We start from the raw sequence: 13,709 nt of genomic DNA, 5'->3' as shown, positions 1-13,709 counted from the left end.
GCGTCTTGGTTCCGGTTATTCGCCGTTCTTCTTGACCATGCACATGAACTCGGCTTCTGCGGCAAGCTTGCCATCCACCGTCGCCACACCCTTGAACTTGAAAAAGCCGCGCTTGTGGCTGATGAAGTCAACCGAGAGGATGAGCTGGTCACCCGGTTCGACCGGACGCTTGAATCGAACGTTCTCGATGCCGACGAAATAATACAGCGTGTTTTCATCGTGAACGGGTTCTTCCGAGAACGTGAGCAGCGCAGCCGCCTGTGCCAGCGCTTCGACGATCAGCACGCCCGGCATGACCGGTCGCTGCGGGTAATGGCCGGTGAAGTACGGCTCATTGATCGTGACGTTCTTGATGACCTTGATATTCTTGTGCGGCTCCAACCCGATTACGCGATCCACCATCAGCATCGGATACCGATGCGGCAGCAGCTTCATGATCTTGTGGATGTCGATATTGATAGTGGTCTCGCTCATTTGTCTTGCAGGTCCTTGACCTTCGCTTCAAGTTGTCGCACGCGCTCGCGCATCTTGTCCAGATTGCGCATGATGGCCGCGTTTTTGTTCCATTCGGCGTTCGGAATCGCCGGAAATGCACTGGTATAGGTGCCCGGGTTGGGAAGCGACTTGGACACCCCCGACTTGGCGGTCACGATGACTTTGTCTCCAAGCGTCACGTGTCCGGCAATGCCGACATTGCCTCCCAACATGCAGAATTTTCCGATCGTGCTACTACCGGCAATGCCCGTGCACGCGGCAATCACCGTGAAGGCGCCGACACGCACGTTGTGCGCAATCTGCACCTGATTGTCGATCTTGCACCCGTGTTCGATGACCGTATCGGCCATTGCGCCACGATCGATCGACGTGGACGCCCCGATCTCGACATCGTCTTCGATCACGGCTCGGCCGACCTGCGGAATTTTCACCCACTCGCCGCCCGCCGCGGAGAAATCCGGGGCGAAGCCGAAACCATCGGAGCCGATGACGGCGCCCGCATGAATCACGCAACGCGCACCGATGACGGTCGTGTGATACAGCGTCGCGTTCGGATAGACGAGCACGTCGTCACCCAACGTCGTGTCGCGACCGACGAACACATTGGCCATCAAGCGAACGCGCTCGCCCAGACGCACGCCCGCTTCGATCACGACGTTCGGCCCAATCACGCACGATGCGGGCACCACGGCCGTGGGATCGACCGTCGCGCTCGGATGAACGCCAGCCGACGGCACCGGTGCCGCGGCCTGTGCGAACATCTGCGCGACACGCGCGAAGTAAGCGTAGGGATTCGGCGCAACGATCCACGCACGGCCTTCATGCGTCGGCAGCTTGTCGAAATCGGCTTTGGAGAGAATGACCGCGGCAGCGCCGGAATTCGGCACTTCTGCGAGATAGAGCGGATTGGACAGGAAAGCGAGTTGGCGTGCACCGGCACGATCGAGCGGCGCCAGACCTTCGACGGCAACCTCACCGTCGCCCACCAGATCGCCGCCGAAGCGAGCGACCAACTGAGCAAGCGTGACGGTGGGTGCGGACGGCACCCCCGACGTGGATTGCGCGCCCGTCACTTGCCGCTGGTGCTGCCCGAACTCGCGTTCAGGGTCTTGAGCACCTTGTCCGTGATATCGATGCGCGGGCTGACATAGACCGCTTCCTGCACGATCAGGTCGTACTTGTCCGTCTCCGCGATTTGCTTGATCACGCGATTGGCGCGGTCGAGCACTGCAGCGAGTTCTTCGTTGCGACGCTGGTTCAGATCTTCACGAAACTCACGCTGCTTGCGCTGGAATTCGGTGTCGGCTGCGGCCAGATCGCGCTGGCGCTTGGCGCGCTCGGCGTCGCTCAACGTCGGATTGTCCTTGTCGAGCTTGTCCGACATCACCTTGAGACGTTGGGCCATATCCTGCAAAGCCTTGTCTCGCGAGGAGAACTCGGCTTCGAGCTTGGCCTGCGCAGCCTTGGCCGGTGTGGAATCGCGCAGAATGCGATCCGAATTGACAGCGGCGATGCGCGCATCCTGAGCCGAAGCGGCAAAAGCCGCACCAGCCAGCAACGCCGCGGCGACGCCGCGAAGGCAATGCTTACGGATACCGTTCAATGTATTACCCCTTACAACGATGAAACGTTCGGAACCGGTCGAGGCGTCGTCATTAGAACGACGTACCGACCTGGAACTGGAATTTCTGATACTGGTCGCCCGTTTTCTTGACGAGCGGGAAGCCCATCGAGAGCTTGAGCGGGCCAATCGGTGAAATCCACGACAGACCGAAACCGTAAGAATAGCGCAGGTTATTGAAGGTAATCGCCTGGCCGTTATCGAACACGTTACCACCGTCCAAGAACGTGAAGATACGGAGCGTGCGGTCATAACCCGTGCCCGGCAGCGGGAACGTAAGTTCGATGTTACCGATCAGCTTCGATGCACCACCCAGCGGTTCGCCGTTGGTGTCCCTCGGACCCAGCGAGCTTGGCTCATAACCACGCACCGAGCCGATACCGCCGGCGAAGTAGTTCTTGAAGATCGGGAACGGCTGACCACCCAGGCCGTGACCGTAGCCAACTTCACCATTGAGCGCCAGCGTGAAGCCGCGGCTCACCGGGTAGTAGTACTGGTGCTGATAGTACGCACGGAAGTACTTGGTCGTCCCGATGGGCGTACCAACTTCAAGGTTGGCCTGCTGATAATGACCGCGGTTCGGAATCAGTGCGCTGTCACGCGAATCGCGCGACCAACCCACTGTCAGCGGGTAGTTATTGCTGACATAGCCGAACTGCTTGGCGTAGTCGACATAACGCTGAGGCGTCGTGCCGTCGGTCGTGAGGTGCAGACGCGTCTGTTCGAAGCCCAGACCGAAGAACACCGTATCGACTTCGGAGAACGGCACACCGAACTTCAGGTTACCGCCGAGCGTGTTGATACGGAAATCCGAATCGCTCGTGAGCAGCAGCGGCTGATACGTGCGGTAGTAAATATCCGTAATACGGCTCACACCGTCGACCGTGAAGTACGGATCGACCTGCGTGACCGCCAGAGTGCGGTACGTCTTACCGGTGTTCACGTTCACCGACAGCGACGTTCCCGAACCGAAAACGTTGTCCTGGCTGATACCGGCCTGCAGCACCACCTTGTCGGTCGACGAGAAGCCGGCACCCACGTTGATGGTACCCGTCGGCTTTTCTTCGACCTTCACCTGAAGATCGACCTGGTCGTTCGATCCGGCGACCGGCTCGGTGGTCACGTTGACGTCGGTGAAGTAGCCCAGTCGGTTGATACGGTCCTGCGAGAGCTTGAGACGGTCCGCGTCGTACCACGAGCTTTCGAGCTGACGCAATTCACGACGAATCACTTCGTCACGCGTACGCGAGTTGCCCACGATATTGATCTTGCGGACATACACGCGACGACCCGGATCGATCGTCATCGTCAGCGCGACGGTGTGGTTGTTGCGGTCGATCGTCGGTTGCGCATTCACGTTCGCGAACGCAAAACCGTAGTTGCCGAGCAAATCCGAAATGGCTTTGGTACTCGCTTGCAGCTTGGCTGCCGAGAACGTATCGCCCGCCTTCAGTTGCACAAGTTTCTGGATGTCATCCTGCTTGCCGAGCATTTCGCCCGAAAGCTTCACATCCGACACTTTGTAGGGCTCGCCTTCGTGCAGATTGATGGTGAGGAACATCTCGTCCTTGTCCGGCGTGATCGAAACGTCGGTGGAGTCGATGTTGAATTCCAGATAACCGCGATTCAAGTAGAACGAGCGAAGCTTTTCCAGGTCGCCCGTGAGCTTGTCCTTGGAATACAGATCGTTCTTCGAATACCAGGACAGCCAGTTCGGCGTACCCAGTTCCATCTCGGACATCAGGTCCGACGAGGAGAACGCCTTGTTGCCAACGAAATTGATCTGCTGGATGGTGGCCTTCGGGCCTTCCGTCACCGCAAACTGGATGCCCACACGGTTGCGTTCGAGCGGCGTGACCGTCGTCTTCACCTCGGCAGCGTAGTAACCGCGCGTGAGATATTGACGCTTGAGTTCCTGCTCCGATTTGTCGAGCAGGTTGCGGTCGAACGTGCGGCCTTCGGTCAGGCCGACCGAGCGCAGCGCCTTCTTGAGACCGTCTTTGTCGAATTCCTTGATGCCGAGGAAGTCGATGGAAGCAATTGCGGGACGCTCGTTGACGTGAACCACCAGCACGCTGCCCTGCGCTTCAACGCTCACGTCCGAGAACAGACCCGTGGCATAAAGGGCACGAATTGCTTCGGTACCCTTATCGTCGTTGAACTTGTCACCCGGTTTGACCGGCAGGTACGAGAACACGGTACCGGGTTCAATGCGCTGCAAGCCCTCCACTCGGATATCCTTGACCACGAACGGCTCGACGGCGCGTGCCAGGAAACTGTGTGCCGCCAGAACCGCAATCACCAGGGTCTTCGGAACAAGGTGGTATTTATTCGACAACTTGCTTCCCCAAGAAACAATTGAATCGTAAAAACTCGGATTTGCCTGCGACCGGCAGGCACGTGACGCTGTCCTAGTGCAGCAACTTCGACAGGTCATTGAAAAGTGCTACGGCAGAGAGCGCAAGGATGCAAACGATGCCCACTCGTTGCAGCGCGCCCTGCCACCGCTCGGAAACTGCCCGACCGGTAATCGCTTCGACCGCATAATATAACAGATAGCCACCGTCCAAAACCGGAATCGGCAACAGATTCAATACGCCCAGACTAATGCTGACAAGCGCCAGAAAGGCGACGAAATAATCCAGTCCCAGACGCGCTGAACGCCCTGCATAGTCCGCAATCGTGACCGGACCGCTCAAATTCCGGAGCGATGCCTGCCCCGTGATCATCTTCCCAAACATCCGAACGCTGAACGCCGTCACATCCCACGTACGCTGCGCCCCTCGACCGATCGCCTCGAACAATCCATACCGAACCGTCACCGAATCGACCTGGCTCGCCAGTGCCGCCCCGATCTTGCCAACGCGGGCGCCGCCTGCAGCCGGATCGGCGTCCACCGACGGCGTGAGCGTGACGCTGCGCGAGCTGCCGTCCCGCCGCACGGTCAGCGTCATCGGCTTGCCCGGATGGGCGCGCACCGCATCCACGAATCCCTTGGCCGACGTCACGGGGCTGCCATCGACAGTCGTGATCTCGTCGCCGACGCGCAGTCCGACAGCGCCCGCCGCACCGCCCGCCATGATCTGCCCAACCTTGACCCGCGCCGATGGGACAAGCCCCAGGCGCTGCATGAAATCCTGCTCGCCGTCCGCATCGAAATGCTGCCCGGCTGCGTCCAGCGTGAATTCAGCTCGCCCGTCGCGCGTGCGGGCCACCAATGTCACGCGCTGCCCTTCGATCATCGGATCGACCAGGCGCCAGCGAAGGTCCTCCCAGGAGCGGACCGGAGCCTCGTCGCCAATCGCCTCGTCAGGCTGCCTCCCGCTCTCCCGGACCGCCGTGATCAACTCTCCGCCAGACATGCCCGCACGCGCGGCCAGTGTTCCCGCCGCAGGCGGCGCAATGCGCGCGACCGGTTCGGTCACGCCCGCCAGATTGAGACCGGCGTACAGCGCAATAGCCAGGAGGAAATTGGCGACCGGACCGGCCGCGACGATGGCGAAACGTTGGTAGACGGACTTTCGGTTAAACGCCCGGGCGCGATCCTCGGGCGCCACGATCTGCGTCTCGTCGCGCTCGTCCAGCATGCGGACATAACCGCCGAGCGGCAACGCACAAACCGTCCATTCCGTGCGGTCCCGGCCCATCGTCCATTTGAACAACGGCGCACCGAACCCGACGGAAAACCGGAGCACCTTCACGCCACACAACCGCGCGACGGTGTAGTGGCCCAACTCATGGAACACCACCAGCACGCCAATGGCGATGGCGAACGCAAGCAACGTGGTCAGCAGATTCATGAGCAGACAGGCCCCGGGGACGTTACGACATGGTCAGCGGCGTCAGGAACGCGCCGGAGCGGGCAACCTGGCGACGATCGACGCCGCCAATTCACGCGCCCGACGGTCAGCGTCGAGCACGACATCGAGCGATGTGGCCTCACCCACCGGCAAGGCATCGAGCACCTGCTCGACCACCTGAGCGATGGCCGTGAACCGGATACGTCCCTCGAGGAACGCCGCCACGGCAATTTCATTGGATGCATTGAGCAGCGCACCGGCGGTGCCGCCGCGATGCAGCGTATCGAATGCCAGACGCAGGCACGGAAAGCGACGCAGGTCCGGGGCTTCGAATGTGAGCTTGCCGATATCCGCGAGATTGAGCGAAGCCACGCCCGACGTCACACGGTCAGGGAAGGCGAGCGCATGCGCAATCGGCGTACGCATATCGGGGTTGCCGAGTTGCGCCAGCGTGGAGCCATCCGTGTAAGTGACCATCGAGTGAATGACGCTTTGCGGATGGATCAGCACCTCGATCTTCTGCGGCGGCATGTTGAACAGCCAGTGGGCTTCGATCACCTCCAGGCCCTTGTTCATCATGCTGGCGGAGTCCACGGAAATCTTGCGCCCCATGACCCAGTTCGGATGGGCGCACGCCTCGTCCGGCGTCACGTCGTCAAGCGATGCCAGTTCGCGCTCGCGGAACGGACCGCCCGACGCCGTCAGCACCAGCTTTTCCACGCCGCGCGTGGTCGCACGGTTCTCGGACGCCACCTGAGGCAGGCATTGAAAAATGGCATTGTGCTCGCTGTCGAGCGGCAGCAGCGTTGCCCCGGCACGCTCGGCGCTCGCCATGAACAGCGCGCCGGAGAGCACCAGCGACTCTTTGTTCGCCAGCAAAATGCGCTTGCCTGCGCGCGCGGCCGCCAACGTCGACTGAAGTCCGGCCGCCCCCACAATGGCGGCAACGACCGTCGTCGGTTCCGCCGCCTCGGCGATGTCGATGAGTGCCTGCGGACCGTACGCAACGTCGATCTTCAAACCGGCCTGGACCAGGCGCGCCGACAAGACGGCCGCGCCTTCAGCATCGGCCACGACCGCCACTTGCGGACGATGGGCGACACACTGCTCGAAAAGGCGATCCAGATTACGGTGCGCCGACAACGCATAGACCGAAAAACGGTCGGGATGACGCCCCACGACGTCGAGCGTGCTAACGCCGATGGAGCCAGTGGAGCCGAGAATGGAGAGACGTTGCGACATGATCAGACGAAGAGCAGAGCCAGCGGGAGCACAGGGAGCAGTGCGTCAATTCTGTCGAGCACGCCGCCATGGCCGGGCAGCAGCGCGCTGGAATCCTTCACGCCGGCTTGCCGCTTGAGTTGAGATTCGAACAAATCGCCCACGACCGAGAAGGCCACCAGCACGGTCAGCGTCACCGCGCCGACAAACAAGCCCTGCGCACTGGCGAGATGAGACACGATCGTGGGTGCCTGCAGACCGCTGACGAACACTACAGCAGCAACGACAAGCACCAAAAGCCATCCACCGATCGCCCCTTCCCACGACTTTCCCGGACTGATGGATGGTGCGAGTTTGCGCTTGCCGAACGCACGGCCTGCAAAATAGGCGCCGGTGTCCGCCAGCCAGACGATCACGAGTACGGACAGCAAGAACGCCACGCCGCGCTCACGCGCCAGACAAAGGGCCTGCCAGGCGGCGATCAATAGTACGGGACCGGCGACCAGCAACAGGCCACGCCAGGCGCCCCGAGTCGCCGGCTTGCGAGCAAGCGTATAGGGACCGGCCAAAATCCAGAAAACGGCAGCGGGCTTGAGCCAGATCAAGGACAGCGTCCATCCGCCCGCCCATGTCAGGCCGACGCCCAATAATGCGAGTGCGCCATAGAAAATAGCGCCAGCGCCGTTCAATCCGACCAGGCGGCCCCATTCCCACCCGGCGGCCGCCACAATGATGGCCGCGAGCAAAGCGAACTGCGCCGGCGTACCGACGAAGATCACAGGCAACAGAATGGCGAGAAGTACGACAGCGGTAATGACGCGTGTCTTGAGCATCAGGCGGATTGTCCCGAGGGGTTCTGGACTTGTGCGCTGGTACGACCGAAACGGCGCTCGCGTTGCTGAAACTCGGCAACGGCCCGTTTAAGCGTATTGGCGTTGAAGTCCGGCCAGAATTCTTCGGTGAAATACAGTTCAGTGTACGCCAGTTGCCAAAGCAGAAAATTACTGACGCGCTGATCGCCGCCGGTGCGGATGAAGAGATCCGGTTCCGGTGCGTAGGCCATGCTCAGATAAGGCGCGAGGTCGTCTTCCGAAAACGATGTCTCGAGCGCCGCTGCACCGCCCTGCGCAACACGCGCGGCGGCGAGCTTTCGCGCTGCCTGGAGAATATCCCATCGCCCGCCGTAATTGGCAGCGATGGTCAAGGTGAGCCCTTTATTGTCCTTAGTGCGCTCTTCCGCGCGCCGGACAAGCTCCTGAATGCGCGGCTCGAACGCTTCGAGCGCGCCAATCACGCGCAGTCGAATGCCGTTGCTGTGCAGCTTGCCCACTTCGCGCTCGAGCGCCAGGATGAACAACTGCATCAGCGTCGAGACTTCATCCTGCGGACGACGCCAGTTCTCGGAACTGAACGCGAACAGGGTCAAGTACTCGACGCCGAGCTCGGCACACGCCGTCACCGCTTCACGCACGGCATCGACGCCACGCTTGTGCCCTGCGACGCGAGGCAATTTACGACTGGTAGCCCAACGCCCGTTGCCATCCATGACGATGGCGACGTGACGCGGGATGCTCGCTGTGTGGGGAGCAGAAAGCGTAGAGCTTAGAAAACCCATTGAGATACGGCGCGGGAGTCGAGCGCGAAAGTCTGCGGAGATCTTGCGGTAAGTGCCGAGGCACTCACACCGTCATGATCTCGGCTTCCTTCTGCGCAACAAGTTTGTCGATCTCAGCGACGAACTTGTCGGTCAGCTTCTGCACGTCGTCATCCGAACGGCGCTGATCGTCTTCCGAAGCTTCCTTGTCCTTCACCAGCTTCTTGACCTGATCGTTCGCGTCGCGGCGCAGATTGCGCACGGCGACCTTGGCGGCTTCGCCTTCGCTCTTGACCAGCTTGGTCATTTCACGGCGACGCTCTTCGGTCAGCATGGGCATCGGCACACGAATCAAGTCGCCTTGCGTCGCAGGATTCAGTCCGAGGTCCGATTCGCGAATCGCCTTTTCGACCTTGGCCACCATGTTCTTTTCCCACGGTTGAACGCCGATGGTACGGGCGTCGACGAGCGTCACGTTCGCAACCTGGCTGATCGGCACCATCGAACCGTAATAATCGACCTGCACGTGGTCCAGCAGACCGGTGTGCGCGCGACCGGTACGGATTTTAGCCAGTTGGCCCTTGAACGACTCGATCGAGTTGGTCATCTTCTGCTCGACATTCTTTTTGACGTCAGCAACGCTCATGGCAACCTCCAAACCTTGAAATTTGTTACGCAAACATAAATGATACGGCGTCGGCGCGCCAATGCACGCCGACGCCGCAATTTGAACTCAAACGTGGACGAGCGTTCCCTCGTCTTCGCCGAGGATGACGTGCTTGAGCGCCCCCGGCTTCACGATCGAGAAAACGCGCACCGGCATCTTCTGATCGCGGCACAGAGCAAAAGCCGTCGCGTCCATGACCTGCAGATTCTTCGAGATCGCCTCGTCGAAGCTGATGGTCGAGTACTTTACAGCGTTCGGATCCTTCTTGGGGTCAGCCGAGTACACGCCGTCGACCTTGGTCGCCTTGAGCACCACTTCCGCGCCGACCTCCGAGCCGCGCAACGCCGCAGCCGTGTCGGTCGTGAAGAACGGGTTGCCCGTACCGGCGGCGAAGATCACGACTTTGCCCTCTTCGAGTTGACGGATCGCGCGCGGACGAATGTAAGGCTCGACGACCTGGTCCATACGCAGCGCGGATTGCACACGCGCTTCGATGCCAGCGTGACGCATGGCGTCCTGCAGCGCCAGCGCGTTCATCATGGTGGCAAGCATCCCCATGTAGTCGGCCGTCGCCCGGTCCATGCCGGCGGCACCGCCTGCCACACCCCGGAAGATATTGCCACCGCCGATCACGACGGCCAGTTGCGTGCCCAGGCGAACGACTTCGGCGATGTCGCCAACCATCCGCTCGATGGTTGCGCGATTGATGCCGAACGAATCGTCACCCATGAGGGCTTCACCAGAAAGCTTGAGAAGTACGCGTTTGTAAGGAGTAGACATGGCGGTCCTTAAGGAGTCTGGTCGGGCACTGTGGGGGTATTCTGGATGAAACAACGGGGACGGCACCGCCGCCCCCGAATACTACGGTACTGCGCGAATTACGACTGCTTTGCAGCGGCCACCTGAGCTGCCACTTCGGCAGCGAAGTCGTCTTGCTTCTTCTCGATGCCTTCGCCGACGATGTACATCGTGAAGCCCTTGACCGTCGTGTTGTTGGCCTTGAGCATCTGTTCGACGGTTGCCTTGTCGTCCTTCACGTACGTCTGGTTGAACAGCGAGACTTCCTTCAGGAACTTCTGCACGCTGCCTTCCACCATCTTGGCGACGATCTCGGCCGGCTTGCCCGATTCCGCGGCCTTTTCTGCGGCAACCTTGCGTTCCTTCTCGATCAGTTCCGGCGACACCTGGTCACCCGACACGGCCACCGGCTTCATGGCGGCGATGTGCATGGCGACGTTCTTGCCAACTTCGGCGTCCGCGCCTTCGTACTCGACGACCACGCCGATGCGCGTGCCGTGCAGGTAAGCAGCGAGCTTGCCCGACGTTTCGTAGCGCTGGAAGCGACGGATCGTCATGTTTTCGCCGATCTTGCCGATCAGGTCGGCACGCACTTGATCAACGGTCTTGCCGTCGAGCGGCAGTGCCGACAGGGCTGCAACGTCAGCCGGGTTGTTCTCGGCGACCAGCTTGGCCAGATCGTTGGCGAACTTCAGGAAGTCGTCGTTCTTCGAGACGAAATCGGTTTCGCAGTTGATTTCGACCACGGCACCCTTGCCGCCGTCGATGTAAGCCGAGATCACGCCTTCAGCCGTGATGCGGCTAGCGGCCTTGCTGGCCTTGCTACCCAGCTTGACACGCAGGATTTCTTCAGCACGGACCATGTCGCCGTCGGCTTCGGTCAGCGCCTTCTTGCATTCCATCATCGGCGCATCGGTCTTGGCGCGCAGTTCGCCCACCATTGCTGCAGTAATTGCCGGCATATCATTACTCCTGTATATCGAATCAGTCGGGAGGGGGCTTCACTAGGACGGCCTCATTGCCCGCCCCTGGCGCCCGCACACCCCACACGGGGAAATCGGACTAAAAAAAAGGGGCGCCACAAGCAGCCCCTTTTGTTACGCAGCGGTGGCCGCTTACGCCTCTTCGTTCACTTCGACGAACTCGTCGCCTTCGCCGCGAACGGCTTCAACGACTTCCTTGACGGCGTTTGCACGGCCTTCGAGGATCGCGTCGGCAACGCCTTGCACGTACAGCTCGACAGCCTTGCTCGAGTCGTCGTTACCCGGGATCACGTAATCCACACCTTCCGGCGAGTGGTTCGTATCGACCACTGCGATCACGGGAATACCCAGCTTGTTGGCTTCCGTGATGGCGATCTTGTGATAGCCGACGTCGACGACGAAAATGGCGTCGGGCATGCCACCCATTTCCTTCACGCCACCGATCGACTTTTGCAGCTTGGCCATTTCGCGATCGAACAGCAGCGCTTCCTTCTTGCTCATGCGCTCTTGCTCGCCGGCTTCCAGAGCCTGCTCCATGTCCTTGAGCTTCTTGATCGACGACTTCAGGGTCTTGAAGTTCGTCAGCATGCCGCCCAGCCAACGGTTGTTGACGTAAGGCATACCGGCACGTGCTGCGGCTTCCGCCACGATGTCACGCGCTTGACGCTTCGTGCCCACGAACAGGATCGTGCCGCGGTTTGCTGCCAGCTGACGCACGTACTTCAGTGCGTCCTGGTACATCGGCAACGTCTTTTCGAGGTTGATGATGTGAATCTTGTTGCGATGGCCGAAGATATAGGGGGCCATCTTGGGGTTCCAGAAACGGGTTTGGTGACCAAAGTGGACGCCCGCTTCCAGCATCTGACGCATCGTGACAGACATGTGATTCTCCGTGAGGGTTAGGTCTTAGACCGGCTGCCGTACCCGTTTCGCCAGACTGCCATACAGCTTTGCATGACCCGCCTGCGAAGATCGGGCACCCTGGGTGCGCCGGCCCGCGATTTCAAAATTTCCAAGCCGACGACGGACATGCCACTCGAGACCACCGAAAATTGCGCCTGTTGGCACCATTTTGGGGCTAAACACCCCAAAACTTCGGCGAATCTCGCAAAAAACCAAGGGGAAACCCTCGACCTTATTGACAACTCGTCCTCGACTTAGCCCGAGATTATAGCATCGGGCCGTGCTGGCACTCAAGCGGCACGTGAACTTGTGATGACAGGCCGTGAATGCCCGATTCGCGCGGCTTGCGGGCGAGTGCAGCACCCGCTTCACGCACGTCGTCGGATTCACGGCAATTCACCGTCGGAGCCCTTGTATCTTCGTCTTCGTGATGGTTAGCTACCGTCACATGAGGTGAAGTGAGCATGTTTGGAGCCTGAAGGCTTGGACCTTGCTGTGGAGATAATGCCCTTCGCCTCGCCCTCACCAGCACAGACACTGAACGGTAGCCAAGGGCGTGGACCCTGTATGTACAAGGCAAGTGGGTGAGTTGGTATTGATTCCTCGATTAAGGATCAAATTGATGTTCTACCTCGGTATTGATGTTGCCAAAGCCAAGCTGGATTGCTGCCTGCTGGACATGACAAACGGCAAGCGTAGTACGAAGGTTGTTGCCAATAGCCGCGCCGGCCTAACCGATCTGTTGGGCTGGTTGGGCAAGAGACACACCGAGCCGAGCCACGTACATGTCGCGCTCGAAGGTACCGGCGTCTATCACGAGATGGCCGCGTGTGGCCTGCACGATGCCGGGCTCTCCGTGTCTGTCGTTAATCCTGCGCAGGTGCGTGCTTTTGCGACCGGAATGGGCGTGCGCACGAAGAACGACATTGTAGACAGCCACGTGTTAGCGCGCTTTGCGATGCACGCACGGCCAATGCGCTGGAGTCCTCCAGCGCCCGAGGCTCGCATACTTCAAGCACTGATGGCGCGCCGTGAAGCGCTTGCACAAGATCTTCAGCGTGAGCGCAACCGGCATGAGAAAGCGGAAATCACGGCTCCAACGGCGCTAGTCCTGCATTCGATTCTCGAGACGATCGAGTTTTTGGAGCGCCATTTAGCCAGCCTGCAACGCGAGATCGATGATCACATTGCTGCCCATCCGGGCCTTAAAGCAAACTTGATGTTGCTGCAAAGTATCCCGGCAGTTGGCCCTCAGGTAGGCCGCACGCTGCTTGCCATCATGCACGCGCGCCACTTCGATTCTGCAGAACAACTTGCGGCGTATCTCGGCCTGGTGCCGGTGCAGAGGCAGTCGGGATCGTCGATCCAGGGCCCTTCACGTTTATCGAAGGCCGGGCCGCCCAAGGTACGGGCAACTCTCTACATGGCGGCCGTCGTCGCTAAACGCTATAACCCCCACATCAAGGCATTGTGTGAACGCTTGGCAGCGCGTGGCAAATCCACCATGTCTATACTCGGCGCTGCAATGCGTAAGCTTGTGCATCTGTGTTTCGGCGTTCTGAAGACACGACAGCCTTATCGGGCGAACTACGTCGCAATCGCTTGACGGGCAAGACGGTATCTCCGA

At 60.2% G+C, this 13,709-nt stretch carries 13 protein-coding genes; 1 reads left to right on the top strand and 12 read right to left on the bottom strand.

Annotation, left to right across the window (positions count from 1 at the left end):
- Positions 1–15 precede the first annotated feature (15 nt).
- The 12 genes from fabZ to rpsB form a co-directional block, all read right to left on the bottom strand.
- Entirely contained in the window at positions 16–474 is a 459-nt protein-coding gene (gene fabZ / locus UC34_RS11085) for a 3-hydroxyacyl-ACP dehydratase FabZ (protein WP_044455593.1), read from the bottom strand.
- A complete protein-coding gene (gene lpxD, locus UC34_RS11080) occupies positions 471–1,568 on the bottom strand; it encodes a UDP-3-O-(3-hydroxymyristoyl)glucosamine N-acyltransferase (protein ID WP_418303928.1) in 1,098 nt (365 codons plus the stop codon). The genes fabZ and lpxD overlap by 4 nt, the downstream gene beginning before the upstream one ends.
- Positions 1,565–2,098: an OmpH/Skp family outer membrane protein gene (locus tag UC34_RS11075; RefSeq protein WP_418303927.1), complete on the bottom strand. Its 534-nt coding sequence runs from the start codon at positions 2,096–2,098 to the stop codon at positions 1,565–1,567. Before UC34_RS11075 ends, lpxD begins: the two co-directional genes overlap by 4 nt.
- Before the next feature lie 52 nt (positions 2,099–2,150).
- The gene (gene bamA, locus UC34_RS11070; protein ID WP_174556766.1) at positions 2,151–4,454 is read right to left on the bottom strand and encodes an outer membrane protein assembly factor BamA; all 2,304 of its coding nucleotides are present in this window, start codon (positions 4,452–4,454) and stop codon (positions 2,151–2,153) included.
- A 73-nt stretch (positions 4,455–4,527) separates the two neighbouring features.
- Positions 4,528–5,916, bottom strand: a complete 1,389-nt coding sequence (rseP, locus tag UC34_RS11065) for an RIP metalloprotease RseP (protein ID WP_044455591.1) — start codon at positions 5,914–5,916, stop codon at positions 4,528–4,530.
- A gap of 42 nt (positions 5,917–5,958) precedes the next feature.
- Positions 5,959–7,158 carry a 1-deoxy-D-xylulose-5-phosphate reductoisomerase gene (ispC, locus tag UC34_RS11060; RefSeq protein ID WP_044455590.1) on the bottom strand — a complete coding sequence of 400 codons (1,200 nt, stop codon included), beginning with the start codon at positions 7,156–7,158 and terminating at the stop codon, positions 5,959–5,961.
- Positions 7,159–7,160: 2 nt separating this feature from the next.
- Positions 7,161–7,970 (bottom strand): phosphatidate cytidylyltransferase, encoded by an 810-nt coding sequence (locus tag UC34_RS11055; RefSeq protein ID WP_044455589.1) that lies wholly within the window; start codon positions 7,968–7,970, stop codon positions 7,161–7,163.
- Positions 7,970–8,752: a polyprenyl diphosphate synthase gene (uppS, locus tag UC34_RS11050; protein ID WP_044455588.1), complete on the bottom strand. Its 783-nt coding sequence runs from the start codon at positions 8,750–8,752 to the stop codon at positions 7,970–7,972. The genes UC34_RS11055 and uppS overlap by 1 nt, the downstream gene beginning before the upstream one ends.
- 64 nt (positions 8,753–8,816) lie before the next feature.
- The gene (frr, locus tag UC34_RS11045) at positions 8,817–9,377 is read right to left on the bottom strand and encodes a ribosome recycling factor (RefSeq protein WP_044455587.1); all 561 of its coding nucleotides are present in this window, start codon (positions 9,375–9,377) and stop codon (positions 8,817–8,819) included.
- 87 nt (positions 9,378–9,464) lie between these two features.
- Positions 9,465–10,178: a UMP kinase gene (gene pyrH / locus UC34_RS11040; protein ID WP_044455586.1), complete on the bottom strand. Its 714-nt coding sequence runs from the start codon at positions 10,176–10,178 to the stop codon at positions 9,465–9,467.
- A 98-nt stretch (positions 10,179–10,276) separates the two neighbouring features.
- Positions 10,277–11,158, bottom strand: a complete 882-nt coding sequence (gene tsf, locus UC34_RS11035) for a translation elongation factor Ts (RefSeq protein WP_044455585.1) — start codon at positions 11,156–11,158, stop codon at positions 10,277–10,279.
- 153 nt (positions 11,159–11,311) lie between these two features.
- Positions 11,312–12,061 (bottom strand): 30S ribosomal protein S2, encoded by a 750-nt coding sequence (gene rpsB / locus UC34_RS11030; protein ID WP_039398738.1) that lies wholly within the window; start codon positions 12,059–12,061, stop codon positions 11,312–11,314.
- Positions 12,062–12,704: 643 nt separating this feature from the next.
- Here rpsB and UC34_RS11025 point away from each other — a divergent pair.
- The gene (locus tag UC34_RS11025) at positions 12,705–13,688 is read left to right on the top strand and encodes an IS110 family transposase (protein ID WP_039396791.1); all 984 of its coding nucleotides are present in this window, start codon (positions 12,705–12,707) and stop codon (positions 13,686–13,688) included.
- Positions 13,689–13,709 lie beyond the last annotated feature (21 nt).

Origin of the sequence: Pandoraea vervacti (genome assembly GCF_000934605.2) — a bacterium.
Classification (GTDB): Bacteria; Pseudomonadota; Gammaproteobacteria; order Burkholderiales; family Burkholderiaceae; genus Pandoraea; species Pandoraea vervacti.
Note: the sequence above shows the minus strand (reverse complement) of the source record. Positions and strands in the feature narration are given on the sequence as shown.